This is a genomic window from Gorillibacterium sp. CAU 1737, from assembly GCF_039888655.1.
Taxonomy (GTDB): domain Bacteria; phylum Bacillota; class Bacilli; order Paenibacillales; family NBRC-103111; genus Gorillibacterium.
Genome location: NZ_JBDQQO010000006.1, coordinates 287,091 through 306,474, shown reverse-complemented (window position 1 = coordinate 306,474; position 19,384 = coordinate 287,091). Strand labels below are relative to the sequence as shown.

The following is a 19,384-nucleotide window of genomic DNA, read 5'->3' as shown; positions in this document are numbered from 1 at the left end:
ACGAAGAATGGGGAAGTATTTTGGAACGGATGGGGTCCGCGGCGTTGCCAATGCGGAGCTGACGCCGGAGCTTGCTTACAAGATCGGCCGCTGCGGCGGGTATGTTCTGGCGGGGGGAGCCAAACGCCCGCAAGTGGTCATCGGACGCGATACGCGCATCTCGGGGCACATGCTGGAGGCGGCGCTCGTCGCCGGGCTTCTATCGATCGGTGCGGATGTCATTCGCCTTGGGGTCGTGACGACTCCTGGCGTTGCTTACCTGACAAAGACGCTCGGTGCAGATGCCGGTGTCATGATCTCGGCTTCGCACAATCCGGTTGAAGACAATGGCATCAAGTTCTTCGGCGGAGACGGCTTCAAGCTGACCGATGAGACGGAGCTTGCGATCGAGCGTCTGATGGACGCCGAGACCGACGAGCTCCCGCGCCCGGTTGGCGGGGATCTCGGTACGGCAAGCGAAAACGCGGAAGCGAAGTTCCAATACATGGAGTACATCAAGACGACCGTCTCTTCGAGCTTCGTTGGACTCAAAATCGTGCTGGATTGCGCCAACGGTGCGGCTTACGAGCTCGCTCCCCGCTTGTTCCAGGAGCTGGGCGCTGAGGTGATCTCGACCGGTGACACACCGGACGGGCGTAATATTAACAAGGGCTGCGGCTCGACCCATCCCGAGGCGCTGGCCGCCGAAGTGTTGAAGCACAAGGCACACCTCGGCTTATCCTTCGATGGAGATGCGGATCGCCTGATCGCCATCGATGAGAACGGCGAAGAGGTGGACGGCGATTACATCCTGACCATCTGCGCGGATGCGATGAACAAGAAGGGCACGCTCAAGGAAGGCACGGTCGTGACGACGGTGATGGCGAACCTCGGCTTTTTCCACGCTGCGCGCGAGCTTGGGCTGAAGACCGCTCAAACGGCCGTAGGCGACCGCTATGTGATGGAGGAAATGCGCCGTGGCGGGTTTAACCTCGGCGGCGAGCAATCCGGTCACGTCATCTTCCTGGATCATGTGACGACCGGAGACGGCATGCTGACCGCGCTCCAACTGGTTGATACGCTCCTGCAATCCGGCACGAAGTCGCTCTCGGAGCTGAAGCGCAAGATGCGCAAGTTCCCGCAGGTACTGGTGAACGTGCGTGTTGCCGACAAGTCGAAGCTGAAGGACAATGCGGCCATTACGGAGGCGATTGCCAAAGCGGAGGGTCTGCTCGGCGAGAGCGGCCGCGTGCTGGTTCGTCCGTCCGGCACGGAGTCTCTTGTCCGCGTCATGGCGGAAGGACCCGACAAGGAGCAGATTGAGCAGTATGTCGACGAGATCGTCCAAGTGGTTCGTCAGGAACTCTGCTAAAGGGACGTTTTGCTTGGAATAGGAAGGTTGGGCCCTGGGGCGCCAGAATGGCGTCTCAGGGCTTTTTGACATGAGGTGGCAGGTGCTGTTTCAAGTGATCGGTAAATGTGTTATGATTAGATAATGCCCGCTGTTGAGGATTGGCCGTGTCGCGAAGGCGCCGGTCGGAATAAGATAGGGGTATCAGTCTAGAAGAGAAAGGTGGGCAGAAGAAACGCAAGTGTTATACAAGCGCCAGAACTTGAGCGGAACGGACAAGAGGAACGAACCTCTACGTTCAAGTTGACGAGGTGAAGGTGTTCGGATTTTTCGGCGGGGACCTTCCGGTAGGCTGCAGACCGAGAGTTGGAAGGCAAAACGTCACGGGTGACCGGGCGGACAAGATTCCAACGGCAGCTTTGTTTTCGCACGCATATTTTTCATATGGATCATTGGATTCGAATCATTGACAACCGCCGGACTGGCGGATTATAGGAGGAAAACACCCATGTGCGGTATTGTAGGATATATTGGAACACGCAATTCTCAGGAAGTGCTGATCGACGGGCTTAGCAAGCTGGAGTATCGCGGCTATGACTCAGCGGGTGTAGCCGTATTTACGGATAATGGGTTGGAAGTGAAGAAGGCCAAGGGACGCCTGGCGAACCTGGAATCCCAGCTGCAGGAGAGCCCGCTTACGGGAACGATTGGCATTGGCCACACCCGTTGGGCTACCCACGGCAAGCCGTCGGACGTGAACTCCCATCCGCATCTGGATGACACGCACAAGTTCTCTGTCGTGCACAACGGAATCATTGAGAACTATGCGGTGCTGAAGGAAGAACTGATCGCTCGCGGCCACGTATTCGTGTCGCAAACCGATACGGAAGTCATCTCGCACTTGATCGCCGAAGAGTACCAGGGAAACATCGTGGAAGCCGTTCAACGTGCGGTCCGTAAAATGCGCGGAGCCTACGCTCTTGGCGTACTGACGGAGTATGAACCGGATAAGCTGATCGCCGTTCGCAATGCCAGCCCGCTCATCATCGGTGTTGGTGAAGGGGAGAACTTCATCGGCTCCGACATCCCGGCGCTCCTGAACTACACCCGTGACATCTATATCCTGAACGACGGCGAAATGGCCATTCTGACGCGTGATGGTGTCGAACTGTTGACGCTGGAGGGGAATTTTATTTCCCGGGAAACGTTCCATGTCGATTGGGACCTGACCACGGCGGAAAAGGCCGGCTTCGACCACTTCATGCTCAAGGAAATCCATGAGCAGCCGAAGGCTTATCGTGACACGATGTCGAGCCGCATCAGCGAAGACGGCAAGCGTGTCGTGCTGACGCCGAGCGAATTCGGGATGACCAAGGAAGAAATTCAAAACATCCATAACATCCATATCGTCGCCTGCGGCACGGCCTATCATGCCGGTCTCGTTGGCAAGACGGTTATCGAGCGTCTGGCTCGCATCCCGGTAGAAACGGACGTTGCATCCGAATATCGCTACCGCTCGCCGATCATCACGAAGAACACCCTCGTGATCGTCGTTAGCCAATCCGGCGAAACTGCCGACACGTTGGCGGCCCTGCGCGAAGCCAAGAAGCATGGCGCACGCGTACTCGCCATCACGAACGTGGTTGGCAGCTCGGTTGCCCGCGAAGCCGACTTCGTCATCACGACCTGGGCGGGTCCGGAGATCGCGGTAGCCTCCACCAAGGCTTACACGACGCAGCTCATCGGGTTCTACCTGTTCGGCCTGTACCTGGCCGAAACGCTGGAAACCCAATCGCCTGAGTTCATCGCTGAGCTGATCACGGCGATGAAGGCTCTGCCGGAGCAAGTGGAAGCCATCTTGAAGCAAGCCGACGACATCAAGGCCATCGCGGAAGATGTCTCCAAGCATGAGGACCTCTTCTTCATCGGCCGCGGCCTCGACTATGCTGTCTCGCTGGAAGGTTCCCTGAAGCTGAAGGAAATCTCCTACATTCACTCCGAAGCCTACGCTTCCGGTGAATTGAAGCACGGAACGTTGGCGCTGATCGAAGACGATGTGCCGGTTATCGCCCTCGCGACCCAAGAGGACCTGCTGGAGAAGACCATCAGCAACATTCAGGAAGTCGTCGCTCGCGGCGGCCACATCATCGGCATTGGCGAAGAAGGCAACGCTGACTTCAGCCGCCACGTGAGCAAGCTGTTCACCATCCCGCGGACGCTTTCGCTCTTGACCCCGGCTCTGGCCGTGGTGCCGCTGCAGCTGCTCGCTTACTACGCATCGATCGCCCGCGGCAACGATGTTGATAAGCCCCGCAACCTTGCGAAGAGCGTTACGGTGGAGTAAGCTAGTGCAGCAACTATATTAATGTCCCAGTATAAAAAAGTCGTGAACCAGTAAAAGATGTCATGAACCAGTAAAAAAAGTTGTGAACCAGTAAAAGATGTCGTGAACCGAAATGCAAGATGAATGATTTTCAGCATCTAGAAGGGAGCCCGAGGGATTGATTCGTGGCTCCCTTTTAAAATGCTAAAAAAACATTATACATACTTCATGATTGGTGGTGAAAATGTTGAATGACATTGGTCATAAAATAAAATGTATCCGTAAAGAAAACAATTTAAACCAAGTTCAATTTGCAAAAAGCATAGGAATTTCTCAAGGGAACCTGAGTGAAATTGAGCTGGGAAATAGTAATCCATCTGCGGAAACATTAATATCTATTCGAACACAATATAATGTGAACTTAAATTGGCTATTAACCGGTGTCTCTGCAGGAGATGGGACGACATATGAAGATGAATTCGAGAAAAGATTGATTGAAGTTTTTAGAAATCTTGATGATTATGATAAGAAGGAAATAATTGAGTTTATACAATTGAAAATGAATTTAAGGTCAATATAGTTGTTCAGAGAGAATAATGTATAAGATTGAAAGTGTTAGACTAGCAGAACCGGGTGACCATATTCTGATGGTTAGACTTACAGCTGCTAGATGGGTGGCGATTGGCACAACTGATCTTCCAGTTCTGGTCGCTATTTATAATGCATAGTTTTCAAAAATTTACGATTTTCAAAACCTTCAGACCATCAGAATCAAATCGAACAGAGGGTGCAATCCTAGTGGATGCACCCTCTGTTATTGTAGATTAATTTAGTACATAGAAAAGTTTGTTAAATTCCTTGGATAACTCATCATTAAGCACAGTTGAAATAGTTTGATAGAAATCATGTGCTTGATACAAATTCTTATACTCGCTCAACATATTGTAAACGCCTCGTGATGCATCTTCATACGCCCGGCCTTCTCTAAACGCATTGTCTACAGAATCTTTTATCTTAGGCTCTAGATAGCTTAAACGACGAATGGATCTTGACATAGCTCTATTAAATCTCCATTGAGTATCACCTGAAAAGTTTCTATAGAAAAACATCCGTAAGGAATCCCTAAGGTTACTGTCGGTCAACGGACTTTGAGCGAGCCCAAGCGCATTAAGTAGGGAGGTTGTACTTTTATCAGCAAAGCTAATATTATGGTAATTGATTTGGCAAGTTTCCTTTGACCAATCACGATTTATAGCCTTTTGGACATCACCATCGATATAAATACTGATTCGGCCGTTTTGAATAGCTCGTGACACAAATTTGGCCCCTGTTTGAACCGATTGCTGAAAAGCATATGCCGTATTCCAGTGAAGCCAATGTTGGAATTGGTAAGATTCACTCATCCTTGCTATATCAAGAGCCACTTCTTTTGCATAACCAGTAGAAAAGAGATTAACATTAAAATGTTGAAAGTTTTCTTGAAGTGAAACCGACTTGAAGAATATAGGCACTTCAAAGGAAGAAAAAATTTGCTTCTGTAAACTGGTAATTATTTCTACTAGATATTTCAAAGAAGTGTTGTTGTCCAAAAGTTCTTTAAACTTAATTGTCAGTTCTTTAGCAACCTCTTTAAGGTTAGGTGAAATTTCTTCAGAATCACACTCATCAGAGCATTTTCCGATGTTTTCAAGATCTTCAATGTATGACTTAACTTTTTTGTAGTGATGTGTGACACATTTCGCGCTATCAGCCGAGAAGTCTTGTTGGGCTTGTAATTCCAGAGCCTTTAGCGAGTTATAGATTGCCTCCATTTTTCTTACAAAGCCAGGTTTATCGTAATCGGCATCGGATGTAGGGGTAACCATTTCGTCAGATCTTGTAATACCGACATGAATCTGAATTCTATTATTCCGAATTTGCCGCCCTTCTTCATTTTGATTAGAAAAAAGCCTTTGCATTGAACGAGTTGTGTGATCTGCTGCAGTCACTGGAAGCATCACCCAAATTCCGTCGATATCACGGTTAAGCGCAGTTTTGAGCCGTAACTTCATGCTAAATTCATTTGCATTTGAATCTTGAGTTAGGCCAGCTGTGTCTATAATGACTAATCGAAATGGAAGTTCTTTTGGCCAGTTTACAGACTCCTTAACTTTTTTAAAAACATCAAGCAATTGCTGACTCAGGCCATGAGCTATTTCATAATGCTCTACAATGAGAGAGAAGGGTTCTCCAGGATCCAACAATCGTTTCAAATGTTCTTTATCCAATGACCCGTTACTTAAATCAACTTCACAAGTTGCCAGCCGGTCTGACCAACACTCTTTCACAGGAATCGCATTCTTTAGCTTGTTCATAACCGTTGTTTCGACATGTTCTATAAACTGAACTGTAGGGCTATTTAAATTTTTAAATTCTTGGTCCCATCGTGTTGCTAATTCGTTACTGAAGTGAAGAAGTTTAGCTTCTTTTCTTTCTTTATCAGATTTCATTTTTGCTATGGCGGAGTCAATATCTGACGTATTGAAATTCTCAAGCAAAGAAAGTACACAGGTCTGAACTAGATGAATGAATGTATCTGACCGAAGTCTCTCTAAACGAACAGCTCCGCTAACTTCTGTAAGGAGAATTTCCACGAATTTCCCGGTGGATACATAATTAATTATTGCTGATAAGGGGATACCTACGTTGTTGGAGTTGGAAACAAAATTTCTGAGAACATACTCGACAGCCTTAAAGAGGGCGTCAGAGTCGAATTTACTTTTCAAGGTAACTTGCAGCTTTATAAAATTACAACTATGCTCTTCACTACCAAAAAAGTGTGTGGGTATGATCGTGTGCTGCCCTTTAGAAGAACCGATAATACTACTAAGTACCTCTTGAAGTAATTTTGCCATCGTTTGGTAAACAGCTGTGCTTTTTGTTGCTGTTGATGGTCCAATCATTGCTAGATGTGGTACGCCTCTCGTGCTAGGGTAAGTGGTTGCTTTCATACACATTCCTCCAATCTCATTATAAATAATAATGATTGTGGAAAATGGCATCAAAAAAGATGCCTCATCTAAAAGGTGGGCATCTCGAAATACAAGTTATCGATGCCGCTTTGATTTACAACCATATAAGGTAGCAAACCTTAAACCGCAAGATGCTATCGTCATATAGACGATACACCTTCCACTGCTTCAATATAGTTGATTGCAGATTAATTGTCAATTAGTAACATGGAATTAAATGTATCAATGGCAATATGTCCTCTAAAAAAGTTAGTACTCAAACCAGTTGGGGGGCTTTTTGTTCTTAAGACATTCCCAGATAAATCAACGTGAACAGTTAGCCGCTAGTGTTGTTGGCAACACTAATATGAAACAAAAGCTGGGCAGTATGTACTCAAACAAAACGAAGAATAGGGGGGGCTTTAATGAAGCAAAAGCTAGGGATACTTGAGGGTATTTTGATAAAAGTCACTATTGCTATGTTATTTGGTTTTGGTGTGGGGATGATTAGTATTCGTAATTGGATAACAGCAATTGAGGCGATTGGTATCGGTACGTTAATGTTAGCGATTTATTTAATGGGTAGAAAGATAAATGGATTCATGAAGGATGATGATGAGCTTTAGGAATTGCCTGCATAGTTTGCATCAAAGGTACATATTTAAGATTAGAGTGAAAGTCTATTTTTAAATATCTAAAATCGGATATATGAATAAAGTATTGTATAAAGGATATAATTTTGATAGAAGAATCTGTGAAGGAGTTGTTCTATCGGAATGAACAAATATTTGCTTAGAAGTGGATGTGCGAGAGTGACTGCGAGTGGCATTGTTTTCAAGGGTGCTAGATTTACATGTTCAAAAGCAATCAGAGAACAGTGGTTTGAGAGGGCCGCATTTGAGAAAGAGTGGCGGGTAAGGATTGTCTATAGTCTCAACAAAGAATTGTCAGCAATTTTTATAGTCGCAAGTAATGGAGACTTGGAAAAATGTAATCAAATTGTTTGCACCAAGAGACCTTCAGACGTTAAGCTTCAGCTTTATTTTCAGAGTATGCAGAAACTTAAAGCATTGAGGAACATGTAAAATAACGCTGGGTTTATCATAAATCGAGATAAGTAGAAGGTGGGAAGATGGAAGAATTAATGGAAGATGTCGAACAAATTATCAACGTATACAGGCTGAGCATTGAAAGAGAAAAAAAGTACTATAATTACCCGTTCACAAACAATCCGGATCATTATTATAAACTTATGATGCTGCAGAAGACATTAGACATTTGGATAATCTGTCTGGAGAAAATTTTGAGATACAAAAAACACAGATGGGGACCAGTAGAGCCAAGCAGGAGCAAGGAATTCACTAGTATGATTAAAATTGAGAGGAACGGGGTGCCTGGGTTTGTGACTCCACGTACTCTTGACGCGATGTTGACCTATATGAAGCGTTTAGAGAGTAGAGTTGAACAACTGGAAGGCATTTCTGACTAGAGGAAGGTTCACAAGGTATCATGCCTCACTCTAGTCATTAGCTCCTTGGTGCATTGGTTCTATCGAAGAAAACCGTTTCTATGATGGCCGTCAAGAGGTGAAAATGAAACATGAGAATGGAGATGGAACGATGATCTTTAAGATTACAGAAGAGATGCTTCAAAAAATACAAGATTGGGATTCATGTAAGCCTGTTGACGTTTCAGGCGCTAAATTCGCGTATACTTTCGTTCCCACTGGGCTGGGATTAGTCATTAAGGTACAATGTGATATTTGCAAAAGGGTGCTAAATCTAACAGAAGATTGGTGATGAGCTGGCATTATCTTAGAAAAGCAGTGGATTTCGATTAAAATTAGCCGGCTCTTTTAAGGCTCCTCAAGCATCTGCGTTACTTCTGGTAAGAATGGCTTCAATAATTGTGGCAATCAGTTCCTTATCTTTAGAGGCGATTTCATTAACATCTATAGTTAGTGGAATACCAGAGCGTAGCAATTTAAGGAGATCCCATGTAGATCCTTTCACAAAAGAATAGTCAATTGTAGGCATCAAGGTGATTTGCCCGAATGGGTCACGGAAATGTGGTTCGGAAAAATTGCTTAACCCAAGCAAATAGTCTGCCGAAACCTCAAAGGTATTAGCTAATGTAGTAATTTGCTCTGGATCTGGATTACCTTTGTTGCGTTCCCAATTAGAAATAACGTGTTTCGTTGTGCCGATTTTACCGGCGAGTTCTTCTTGCGTCCACCCTCTAGATATACGCGAGGTTTTAATTCTTTCTCCTAATATTAACATATATCCCCCTACCCATAATCTGCTTATCTGAATACAAAACTGAACAGTAAAGTGAACACTTTATTGTATGGTAACATACTGCATTTGAGTTGTAAATTACTCGACTACATGGCATTGACAAGTTGATTTAAAATCGTTTATTATCAAAATCAATTATTAATCGTTTTTTTATGTGGTTATGTTAATAATAAATCTACATCATATGGAGGAATTGTTCATGCCAAAAAGACGTCGGCGCACAACAGCAGCAACAATTGAAAGGTGGATTAAGGAAGGGCGAGGTAAGGGGAATTTTGCGGAATATAAGCCTTGGTTAACCATCCATGATGTTCCATCCCACGGGGTTGTAACGAGAATTCGGGGATGGAAGAGTGGGAGGCTACACCATTATTTGTCCGAACATTATGAACTAGCTCATCATTACCAAATGGATTGGGCAATGAACGTTGTTGATATCAGAGAGCAATACCCTTTGTTGCCTTTGGATAAAACAATGTTTATTGCACAAAAATTAGGAATCCGACATCCCATTGATCCGAAGACCAAGCATCCCATTGTGATGACCACAGACATGTTATTGACTGTAAGATCAGGCGGAGAAGTTAGATATATAGCCCATTCCATAAAGCCCTCGACAAAATTAAATAGAAGGGTATTAGACAAGCTTCAAATAGAGAAGTACTACTTCAAAGATCTGGATGTAGAATGGCGGCTAATTACAGAAAATCAAATCAATTACGATCTGGTTGAAAACGTGAAGTGGTTGCATTCAGCCAACATTTTGGAAGAGGTGGCGTATTTAACTAATGAACTGGTTTGTGAATTGGAACCAGTACTACATGAATGGATTGCTAATATAGATAAGCCCTTGGCTAAAATCACCTTGGATCTTGATGCAAAGATGGATTTATCAATGGGGACCAGCATGAATGTTGTCCGATATCTGATCGCTAATCGCTTTTGGGAAGTTGATATGAGTAGGCACATCCTTCCTACACAAAAACGATTAGAAATACAAGCCAATCATTTTCAAAACTGGAGGGCTGACCATGAAAGTAATCGTTTCATCATCTCTAGAAGATAACGAGGTTATGCTAAAGTCTGTCTTGGAGCCCAACTTAATAGTGGAAAGCAAAACGATCAAAATAGATCATACATTAGCTGATATATACGTGGTTAACTCGGGCAATCCTAATGAAACCAAAAGGCCCATTTTAACCTTTATTGAAATTGGAGGGGAATAAAATGGAGTTGTTTATCAATACTCTGCTTGAAAAAAGAGATTCGGAATCAAAGCTTGTTGATTGTGAGAGAGTTCTGTGGCTAAATCAGTCGGAGGATTGCGCCATTACCATTTCTATTATAAGAAAGTCAGGGGTTCCTGAGTTTAAGCGTATCTCCTTTATTCAACAAGAGCTTAATGAAGGGACGATGATTAAGCGCGAGCATGATCCCTATTCTAGATTTTTGGTTTCGGAAGAAACTTTAACCCCGAAAGAAATTCGCCTTAGAGATGAAGCCTGGGAATGTATTAAAGACATTGTTGAACTGGAACCTAACATCTACAATCCAAAAGAGCGGTATGAAATCATAAAGAGCGAAATGAAAAGAACAGGTAAAGGGAAAAATCTTTACTATAAATACTTGCGTCATTACTGGACTGGAGGGAAGGTGATGAATGCTATACTTCCCAGATTCAGAAAATGCGGAGGAAAGGGCAAAAATAAGAATCCAACTCAAAAGATGGGTAGGCCCAGGAATACCAGCATTTCTGTAGATCCCAAATTAAAAGGCGTTTTAATAAATGAGGGTCATCGAAAAATATTCGATAAGGTTATAAGAGATATTTATTCGAAAATAAATCGAAGGGACTCCGTGAAATTTACATATATTGAGATGCTGAAGAGATATTATCAGATTGGTACCACTAAGAAGGGCAAATATGAGATCCCGATAATACCTCCAGGACATGATGTACCAAGTATTGCTCAATTACGATATTACATCCGTAAGTATTATACGAAGCACAAACTGCTAATTGACCGCGAAGGCGAGGTTACATTCAATCGTGATTTCAGGCCTTTACTAGGATCTGAAACAAGGAAAGCAACTGGGCCGGGACAGATCTACGAGGTTGACGCAACTGTTGCAGATGTATACTTAGTAAGTGCAGTTGATTCCAATATTATAGTTGGTAGGCCTGTCGTATACATTGTTGTTGATGTATATAGCCATATGGTCGTCGGGTTATATGTTGGATTTGAGGGTCCGTCCTGGCTTGGAGTCATGATGGCTATTGAAAATACAGTGGAGAATAAGGTTGAGTTTTGCAGGCAATATGATGTAGAGATCACAGAGGCAGAGTGGTCGTGTCATCATATGCCAGAAAGTTTTATGGCTGACCGAGGCGAGATGGAGAGTAAAAATGCCGACTCACTTGCCAAAGCTTTAGGAATCAAAATAATGAACGCTCCTCCGTATCGCGCTGATCTAAAGGGCATAGTAGAACAGCAATTTCGAACATTGAACGTGACGCTTCAACCATGGACGCCTGGTGCTGTAAAGAAAGAATACAAAAAGCGTGGGGGACCGGATTACGTCTTAGATGCGAAGCTCACACTTAAAGAGTTTACTCAAATGATGATCGAGATGATTCTTCAAAGAAACAACTACCATTACATGGAATACTACCCTTTAGACAAAGATCAAGCATTGGATAAAGTGCGGCCCGTTGCAAGGGATTTATGGAATTGGGGGATATCTCATAATCACTATTTGAAGAATGTTCATCCGGATATCGTTCGATTGAATGTATTGCCCGAGGCAAAAGTTACTGTGAATCGGGAGGGAATATACTTTGAAGGAATGTATTACGGTTGTGAAGAATTAGCGCGTCAGGGATGGTTCGTTAAAGGAGAAACACAGAAAATTCCGATTGCTTATGACAGAAGATGTATGAATCATGTCTATGTGAAGACGGACAACGGCAGAGCTTTTATAAAGTGCGATTTATTGGCCAAGTCTTCCCGATTCATAAATATGAGCCTTGAAGAGGTCAAGTCAACCCGGTACGAGGAAACACTGTCAAGAAGTTTGTACTATGATGAAACGGAACTTCAGGAAGAAGTAACCTTAAGTGCGAAGTTAGAAGCGATTAGAAAGGAAGCAATGGAGCGGAGTGCCGATACCCAAGACCATTCCTTAACAAAGTCTGAACGGAAGTCCAATATTAAAGGGAAGAAAGCCGGTGAGAGAGACAGGCTGCGAAAAGCACAAGCTTATGAGCTGGGTAAGTCTCCAAATGAGGAGATGGACGAACCAGCTACTGCTAGAGATCATGTAACTCCTCTTGAGACATATAAGCCAAAATCAAAGCTGGGTCTCCTCGCAAGATTAAAGGAAACGGAGGAGAAAAAGCATGGTTAAGCAAGCTCAACAGCAGGTTGATTATTATCAGTATTCTCCAAGCCTCATGGGCAGACAAGAGGAGGCAAGCTATTCTGATCAGGAGATTCCTGACTATAGGAATAATCCTTTTATAGAAGCTTTGCCCCCAATATTTGAAGAAGAAGATGTCGAAGTACAAATCAGAAAATACCCTGATTATGATGAAAGAAAACGCAAATTAGGGAAGCAGACGAGGCTACATCTTGTTCAACAGATATCCGATTATGTCGAGCCGTTACCTTCACATTTCCTGGTGGAACAAAGGCTTTCAAGATTAATTCGTCATGGTTATAAAGCCAGGAATCCTTTCTCACCAGCAGTCGTAAGACAATTTCACATAGGGTTTAAGGAAGTTCTTGAAGGAGGGCTTGATTCAACAGGAGGTAACATTGCAGGGGTGAGATCAACCGCCGCTGGATTTGCAATCCTTGGAGTAAGTGGACAAGGTAAGACGACGGCTGTAGAAAGCTCATTACTCTTATACCCTCAGGTCATTCATCATTTGACCTATAAAGAACAACCATTCATTCGCAAACAAATTGTCTGGCTAAAATTGAATTGCCCTTTTGATGGTTCATTGAAGGGATTATGCTTTAATTTTTTGCAGTCCATAGATTCGATCCTAGGCACAAATTATTACCGGAAATTTGCTACTAAGGGAACATCCGTCGATATGTTAATACCAATACTGGCTCATATTGCTACATTACATGGGTTAGGGGTACTAGTCATTGATGAAATTCAATTCCTGAGTTTTCTTAAGAGTGGCGGCGCTGAAAAAATGCTTAATTATTTCACTCAATTAATTAACACGATTGGTGTTCCCGTGGTATTAGTAGGGACATTTAAAGCAATGAAACTTCTATCCGGTTCCTTCAGTCAAGCAAGAAGAAGCACGGGACAAGGGGACCTGATCATGGATAGACTAAGTGAAGGGGAAGAGTGGGATTTCTTCTTACATGCTCTATGGAAATATCAATGGACTGCTACTGAAACGCCTCTAAAACCTCATTTGAGTAAGAAAATGTACGAGCTTTCTCAGGGAATTGTAGATATTGCGGTTAAGTTGTACATGTTAGCCCAGTGGCAAGCCATCGAGGACGGGATCGATAATGAAAAATTAACAGGGGCTCTCCTCGAGACCGTTGCCAAACAGCACATGCAGTTGATTCAGCCTATGCTAAAAGTCTTGAGAAGTAAAGATCCCCGAGCACTAGAGGCAATAGATGATTTATATCCTAAGTGGAACGTGTTGGATCAATATTTACAAATGGCAGATGAGAAGGTCAATATTCAAGGAGAGATCAGAACAAAGATACTACGAGATGAAAAAATTGAGCAGGACGATGAGAAGCTAATTGAACTTGTAAAAACAGCAATAGACTTCGGAGTTTCTTATGATGTGGCTTATGAAGTTGCTAATAAGGTTCTTCAGTCTAATGAGGCTGAGAAGGATATAGTTGATTTACGCAAACAACTAATTAAGGATATAACGTTTACTCCAATGACCATCGAAGATGAGAACTGTGATAACAAGAGAGAAGGGGCCGAAGAAAAGGGAAACAGTAAAGCCCGGAAGAAGAAAAAGCAACAGGTTATGTTGGATGAGGATGACCTTAGAAATGCCGCGGCAAACAATGAAAAGGATACAGAAGTGATCTATGAGAGGTTAGTGGATATAGGAAGCATCCCGTCGGAGGATGAGCTATCGAAACTCATAATTTAATGCATTGTTTGAGTACTAGGGGCATGTAAAATAGGGAAAACTAGCAATAGGATCTTATCTGAAAGGGTGATTCTATTGCTAGCCTATTTTCCGACTCTCTATAAGGATGAATTGCTATACAGCAGCATTGCCAGATACCATGTGGTTTCAGGAAATAAGACACAAAGACAAACAATCGAAGACCTTTTCGGTAATCGATCGGTTTGTGCAACTGCAGATTTGCCAAGTCACTTAACGTGTCTTAGTAATAATTTAAATGGACAATATACGGCCGATCAAATCATCAAGAATCATACTTTACTTCCCTATTACACTTCCTTTATGAAGCAAAATAAAATCCATCAAGTACAATCTTTGATGGAAGCTGGGAACAAACAAGGGGAAGTTCATGCCTCCTTGGGATTGCTGGCTTCTTCTATAAAACTGCCGGTGAAGCTAAGATTTTGTAGCGAATGCTTTAAATCGGATAGTGAGATATGCGAGCCTTATTGGCATCGCTGTCATCAGTTACCTGGTGTATTTATATGTCCATTGCATAGGAGCATCTTAAAGATCAGTAGGGTAGAATACTCCACGCTTCATCACAAGTTTTCATTTGTGCCTTTAGCAATGCACGGTGAATCGGACTATACCGAACCCGATATTGACGCGAACTGGTTGGATCATCTGGCATTCATTGCTGTTCAATCGAATTTACTTCTACAGTCCCAGTCAAAATCTAAAGAAAAGACCGCATCCTATAGAATGGTGCTCCCAAAGGAAAGATACCAAACAATAGGTGGTCGGGTACGATTTAATCGCCTTATACAGGATTTTCGGAATATTTACACTGATAAACTGCTGGAATACCTAGACTGCGGTATCGATTCAAATAGCACTGATACGTGGTTACATAAAATAATCAGGCATCAAGAAGAAATTATGCATCCACTAAGGCATCTATTAATACTCGGTTTTTTTGAAAAATCTGTCGGTAGTTTTTTTGTCACTCCCCATAATCATCCATTTGGAAACGGGCCCTGGCCATGCCTCAATAAAGCAGCTGATCATTACAATCAAAGTGTTGTTGAAAAATGTGCAGTTACTCATTGCTCAACAACTTCAAAGCCGGTCGGTACCTTCCAATGCAGTTGCGGATTTGTATACTCAAGAAGAGGCCCGGACACATGTGATGAGGATCGGAACCGGATAGGCAGAATTAAAGCTTTTGGTCCGGTATGGTATGACCAATTGAGATGTCTCAATAAAACCAGTACCTCTCTCCGTCAGAAAGCAAAAATTCTCGGTGTCGATCCTGGGACTGTAAAAAATCAAACAGAGCATCTTGATACAAATAAAGCAATATTGAACCAAGTGAGAAGCCAAAGTCAAGCTATCAGATCAAGAAAAATCAACAAGAAAGGATGTTCGCTAACAAAGGTCAACCGAAAAGTGGATTGGGATCAGCGAGATGAGATTTTGTATATTGCGGTGGTAAAGGCAGTCGAACAGATGAAACAGTTGCCTTATCCACAAAGAATATCTTTGGCCTCAATAGCCAGACATACGGATTCAGGCAATCTGAAACATAAGCTTATGAAGAATCTAAACAAGCTCCCCAAAACCAATGAATTCGTTAAGACGCACGTCGATTCTACAGAGACATATCAAATTCGTAGGTTAACTTGGGCTGCAAGCGAGCTTAATGAGACAGAAGGAAAAGTATTGGGGTGGAGATTACTGAAGTTAGCTGGCTTAAACCATCCACTAAGGAAAGAAGTGAATGTAAAATACTTGGAATTGCTCAGCTAAGTATTTCTCATTTGCACAGAAAACAAATCGGTAGAGGGTTATTCGATATTGCCGCGTTATATATGAAGTTAGTAGGTCGAACATTTCGTAAGTTTTGTTTGCACGTCGGTAGACGAATCCTTGATAAAGGAAGGATCATGATGTCACGTTTGGCGTTTTTTCCGCAACCGTATCTAGATGAAGATTTCAGAAGTATCATTTATAGATACCACCTTATGTCTCCTAATCAAATATTTCCAGATACCAAGGAAGAGCTATTTGAATTAAGATCTCACAAAAATCCAATGTTTCCTGCTAACCTGATTAAGTTGTATGAAAAATTACCGAACCGACATCCGTTTGAATCTGATTATTTTATTAATCATCATACTTGGGTAAGGCTTATTAGTTGTTTTTTAACCAGGACTGATCGAAACAACGAGGATGAACGTATTCGAACTCATAGCGGAAATTATAACAACAACATATTTAACGTGACAAACCTATTTTCAAAGCAGGTTAAATATTGCCCCAAATGCTTGTATGAAGATTACGAGAAATACGGTGAATGTTATGTTCATCGCGCACATCAATTCGATTTTATGACTTGCTGTCATCTGCATCGTGTTGAACTGATAGACTATTGTCCCGACTGTAACTGCCCACTCAACAAGGACTATGCAGAAACACTGTTGTCGAAGCCTCAATGTCCTAGTTGCTCAAATGCAATTAAAGTTAATAAAATTCGATCTGAATCCTCTATATACGACTATCAGAATACTCTACTTAAAGACCTTTATACATTGAACTCTCTCTCAGGCATCATTCATGCTGAGTATATACAAAGTAAAATCATGATGAAAATGTGGGAGATTAATTTAATTCATTATCGAGGTCGGTTCATGCGCAGTGAGTTGTTGAAAAAGATAGTAGATAGCCATAGTCCTGAAACATTAGAGGTTACAGGATTAAATGCGGATACACTACTATCGAGACATTTTGCCGGACGCTTTTTACAGCCACATCATATGAGGAGGCACATTCTTTTTTATGTTTTGCTAATAAGGTATCTTTTCAGTTCAGTAACAAATTTTTTGAATTATGAGCATCCTATTGCAAATCCAATTCCTTTTGGTCATGGTCCATGGGAATGTCTAAACCCTATATGTGCCCAGAAAGGAAAGAAGATAATTCAAAGGTGTGAGCGAAAGTTGAAAATCTCAGGAGGGATTTCAATTACAACAACATTTCAGTGTGCAGTATGCGGATTTACTTACTCCAAAAGATGGATGCGAGGTAGGCAAGAACCCAATAAGCCTCTTATTGTTTCGATGGGGAATTTGTGGTATGGAAGAGTAGAAACTTTGTATTTAGAAGGATTCACTCCATATCAAATACATAAGGAAACTGGATTTTCAGAAACTGCAATAAATAGTTGTATTAACAAGATGAAAAAAACCAGGCTCACTCTTTCGGGACACAATCCACCTCTAATTCCATCGGATACCATACAGGCAATTGAGCAGATGGCCGCTACGACTCGTGATGAAACGAAGGAATCATACCGATTAACCCTGTTGCAAACTGCTCAAGTTAATCAAACAAATAAGCGGCTTTTTCTTCTGCGCATGCATCCTCGAGAATATAATTGGTTATGTCGAAACGATAGCACCTGGCTGGATGAGCATTTTCCTAGAAAAAAAGCGTTTAAAGCAAAGATCGATCTTCACTCTTTTGATGAAATATTATCACAAAAGATATGTACAATAGCCGCGGAATTAAAAGAAGATTCAAATTTTCAAATTCGCAAATATACGATACTTAACCGGCTATCTCCATTGGAAAAGTCTCGGTTGCAATCATTTAACGAGGACCGACTGCCTGCTAGTCACAAAGCACTAAATGAATCTATTGAGAAAATTGATTCCTATTTAATGAGAAGCGTAGCAAGAGTTGCTACAAAACTTAGATACAAGTATGGTTATCAAAATATTTCGTATGACGCACTAATAAGTTATTCGAAATTATATGAATCATGTAGTTCGGAATTGAAAGTGAAAATAGAGGAGTTACTAAGACACAATAATGAGGATAAGAGTTGTCATTGAAATCATGCTTATATGGGTTGGTTTGTCCTGCGGATAGGCTATCGAAAATTTTGTGAAGGAGCCCATCCTGCCAATAGGCAACAAATTGTCAAAAAAGATGGAGACGCGGCGATCTTCAGTAGTGAAATATCCATAGAAAATAATACCTACCAACTACGAAGCAAAGTTACTACTAAAAGAGCAGTAGGTACGTTGCTTCGTAGAATAAATTTAGAAGCCAACCACACAGTTAAATGATCAAAAGGATGAGCAGTGCGTGTATTAACACGATCGCGGCTTATCCTTTTCAATATGCTTCTATCGGTCCGCTTTTTTCGGGAATTTTTGGGTATGAAGTAGGATTTTCTTGCTTGATGTAGAATTTTTACAGTAAACATATAGTCCCTTATTCATAGGGATATAGTGAGGTGTCTATGGATAAGATTTCTGAATTAATCGAATTTGGCTATGAGTGCGAATATCTGGACTTTAAAGAGAGACAATACCATAAAGACAAGAGCATGGATTTACTAATGGATATAATGGCGATGGCCAATTCCCGGCATAATGGCGATAAATTCATTATTATTGGAGTCAAGGATCGACCAGAAGGTAAGGAGATAAAGGGAATAGATCCGAAAGAGTTTATAGATTCATCCAATTATGTGCAACTGGTTCTGAATAATATCGAACCAGAAATACAGTTTGATTATTTCAGATATGAATACAAAGGCGTAGTGTTAGCTGTTTTTAAGATCTGTAAAACAGAAAATAAGCCATACATGATGAGAAAGAAATTTGACAGACTGAACGAGGGATATTGCTTAATTCGCAAAGGTAGTATGAATACAGTAGCCAAACGCAGCGACTATGATTACATGTATTTTAATAAAGGACAGTTCGAGATAAGATTTCTAGATTATGCACTACACGCAGTACATGATGCACAGGGTTGCGCATCTATTGAAGTTGCGTTTGCTAATACAACAGAATTACCTATTACGATAATCGGTGGCACATTATATGTCCGCAATAATCAAGGAAAAGAACTGTCAAGGCACCACGTATATGGATTGGATAAATTTATAGGTGCGGATTTCAAATTAGCGGTACCACCAAAAACAGAAATAGTTGGCCACTTGATGGTTGGTTTTGAATCATCAGATCCGTTTAGATTAAATATTGATGAGCACGGAATATGTGCTGGGGAGTACGTATTCGAGCTTCTGCTAGTGGATGCACGAGAGAAACGATATTCCGCAACTATGAATAATGCAAGAGTTTTTGTGATCGGCGACTTTCTTTGGAAGGTGAAAGAACAGATGGGAATCCCACATAAGTTTCGGACGCATAGATGATTTAATATCATGTGTGGGTATTGAAACTATGGCTCAGTATTCTGTTTAAAAGAGGTTGGCTGACAGATATT

The 19,384-nt window shown here is 42.2% G+C and carries 13 protein-coding genes; 11 read left to right on the top strand and 2 right to left on the bottom strand.

Annotated features, from left to right (window positions below; translation table 11 throughout):
- Positions 1 to 7: 7 nt before the first annotated feature.
- The 3 genes from glmM (at position 8) to AAFN83_RS14950 (ending at position 4,233) form a co-directional block, all read left to right on the top strand.
- Positions 8 to 1,351 (top strand): phosphoglucosamine mutase, encoded by a 1,344-nt coding sequence (gene glmM, locus AAFN83_RS14960; protein WP_347770733.1) that lies wholly within the window; start codon positions 8 to 10, stop codon positions 1,349 to 1,351.
- Between the two features lie 487 nt (positions 1,352 to 1,838).
- Positions 1,839 to 3,674: a glutamine--fructose-6-phosphate transaminase (isomerizing) gene (gene glmS / locus AAFN83_RS14955; protein WP_347770731.1), complete on the top strand. Its 1,836-nt coding sequence runs from the start codon at positions 1,839 to 1,841 to the stop codon at positions 3,672 to 3,674.
- Positions 3,675 to 3,897: 223 nt separating this feature from the next.
- Positions 3,898 to 4,233 (top strand): helix-turn-helix domain-containing protein, encoded by a 336-nt coding sequence (locus AAFN83_RS14950; RefSeq protein ID WP_347770729.1) that lies wholly within the window; start codon positions 3,898 to 3,900, stop codon positions 4,231 to 4,233.
- 244 nt (positions 4,234 to 4,477) lie between these two features.
- Here AAFN83_RS14950 and AAFN83_RS14945 read toward each other — a convergent pair whose 3' ends face one another.
- Complete coding sequence (locus tag AAFN83_RS14945) at positions 4,478 to 6,643, bottom strand: hypothetical protein (protein ID WP_347770727.1); 2,166 nt, start codon at positions 6,641 to 6,643, stop codon at positions 4,478 to 4,480.
- A gap of 425 nt (positions 6,644 to 7,068) precedes the next feature.
- Here AAFN83_RS14945 and AAFN83_RS14940 point away from each other — a divergent pair, with 425 nt between their 5' ends.
- Positions 7,069 to 7,269 (top strand): hypothetical protein, encoded by a 201-nt coding sequence (locus tag AAFN83_RS14940; RefSeq protein ID WP_347770725.1) that lies wholly within the window; start codon positions 7,069 to 7,071, stop codon positions 7,267 to 7,269.
- A 506-nt stretch (positions 7,270 to 7,775) separates the two neighbouring features.
- Complete coding sequence (locus tag AAFN83_RS14935; protein ID WP_347770723.1) at positions 7,776 to 8,132, top strand: hypothetical protein; 357 nt, start codon at positions 7,776 to 7,778, stop codon at positions 8,130 to 8,132.
- Between the two features lie 376 nt (positions 8,133 to 8,508).
- Here AAFN83_RS14935 and AAFN83_RS14930 read toward each other — a convergent pair whose 3' ends face one another.
- Positions 8,509 to 8,925, bottom strand: coding sequence for a helix-turn-helix domain-containing protein (locus tag AAFN83_RS14930; protein ID WP_347770721.1), 417 nt, complete (start codon positions 8,923 to 8,925; stop codon positions 8,509 to 8,511).
- A 217-nt stretch (positions 8,926 to 9,142) separates the two neighbouring features.
- Here AAFN83_RS14930 and AAFN83_RS14925 point away from each other — a divergent pair, with 217 nt between their 5' ends.
- The 6 genes from AAFN83_RS14925 to AAFN83_RS14900 all read left to right on the top strand — a co-directional run bounded on the left by AAFN83_RS14925 (position 9,143) and on the right by AAFN83_RS14900 (position 19,313).
- Positions 9,143 to 10,009 (top strand): TnsA endonuclease N-terminal domain-containing protein, encoded by an 867-nt coding sequence (locus AAFN83_RS14925; protein ID WP_347770719.1) that lies wholly within the window; start codon positions 9,143 to 9,145, stop codon positions 10,007 to 10,009.
- Between the two features lie 161 nt (positions 10,010 to 10,170).
- Entirely contained in the window at positions 10,171 to 12,351 is a 2,181-nt protein-coding gene (locus tag AAFN83_RS14920; RefSeq protein WP_347770718.1) for a Mu transposase C-terminal domain-containing protein, read from the top strand.
- Positions 12,344 to 14,098: an ATP-binding protein gene (locus AAFN83_RS14915; protein WP_347770716.1), complete on the top strand. Its 1,755-nt coding sequence runs from the start codon at positions 12,344 to 12,346 to the stop codon at positions 14,096 to 14,098. The genes AAFN83_RS14920 and AAFN83_RS14915 overlap by 8 nt, the downstream gene beginning before the upstream one ends.
- Positions 14,099 to 14,173: 75 nt before the next feature.
- The gene (locus AAFN83_RS14910) at positions 14,174 to 15,889 is read left to right on the top strand and encodes a TnsD family Tn7-like transposition protein (RefSeq protein WP_347770714.1); all 1,716 of its coding nucleotides are present in this window, start codon (positions 14,174 to 14,176) and stop codon (positions 15,887 to 15,889) included.
- Positions 15,808 to 17,976 (top strand): TnsD family Tn7-like transposition protein, encoded by a 2,169-nt coding sequence (locus AAFN83_RS14905; RefSeq protein WP_347770712.1) that lies wholly within the window; start codon positions 15,808 to 15,810, stop codon positions 17,974 to 17,976. The genes AAFN83_RS14910 and AAFN83_RS14905 overlap by 82 nt, the downstream gene beginning before the upstream one ends.
- A 413-nt stretch (positions 17,977 to 18,389) precedes the next feature.
- Positions 18,390 to 19,313 carry an AlbA family DNA-binding domain-containing protein gene (locus AAFN83_RS14900; protein WP_347770710.1) on the top strand — a complete coding sequence of 308 codons (924 nt, stop codon included), beginning with the start codon at positions 18,390 to 18,392 and terminating at the stop codon, positions 19,311 to 19,313.
- Positions 19,314 to 19,384: the final 71 nt, after the last annotated feature.

Excerpts from the sequence above, each read along its gene's own strand:
- AAFN83_RS14925 (WP_347770719.1), top strand. The coding sequence starts at position 9,143 with ATGCCAAAAAGACGTCGGCGCACAACAGCAGCAACAATTGAAAGGTGG.
- AAFN83_RS14930 (WP_347770721.1), bottom strand. The coding sequence starts at position 8,925 with ATGTTAATATTAGGAGAAAGAATTAAAACCTCGCGTATATCTAGAGGG.
- AAFN83_RS14900 (WP_347770710.1), top strand. The coding sequence starts at position 18,390 with ATGGATAAGATTTCTGAATTAATCGAATTTGGCTATGAGTGCGAATAT.
- glmM (WP_347770733.1), top strand. The coding sequence starts at position 8 with ATGGGGAAGTATTTTGGAACGGATGGGGTCCGCGGCGTTGCCAATGCG.
- glmS (WP_347770731.1), top strand. The coding sequence starts at position 1,839 with ATGTGCGGTATTGTAGGATATATTGGAACACGCAATTCTCAGGAAGTG.
- AAFN83_RS14920 (WP_347770718.1), top strand. The coding sequence starts at position 10,171 with ATGGAGTTGTTTATCAATACTCTGCTTGAAAAAAGAGATTCGGAATCA.
- AAFN83_RS14915 (WP_347770716.1), top strand. The coding sequence starts at position 12,344 with ATGGTTAAGCAAGCTCAACAGCAGGTTGATTATTATCAGTATTCTCCA.
- AAFN83_RS14950 (WP_347770729.1), top strand. The coding sequence starts at position 3,898 with ATGTTGAATGACATTGGTCATAAAATAAAATGTATCCGTAAAGAAAAC.
- AAFN83_RS14945 (WP_347770727.1), bottom strand. The coding sequence starts at position 6,643 with ATGAAAGCAACCACTTACCCTAGCACGAGAGGCGTACCACATCTAGCA.
- AAFN83_RS14935 (WP_347770723.1), top strand. The coding sequence starts at position 7,776 with ATGGAAGAATTAATGGAAGATGTCGAACAAATTATCAACGTATACAGG.
- AAFN83_RS14940 (WP_347770725.1), top strand. The coding sequence starts at position 7,069 with ATGAAGCAAAAGCTAGGGATACTTGAGGGTATTTTGATAAAAGTCACT.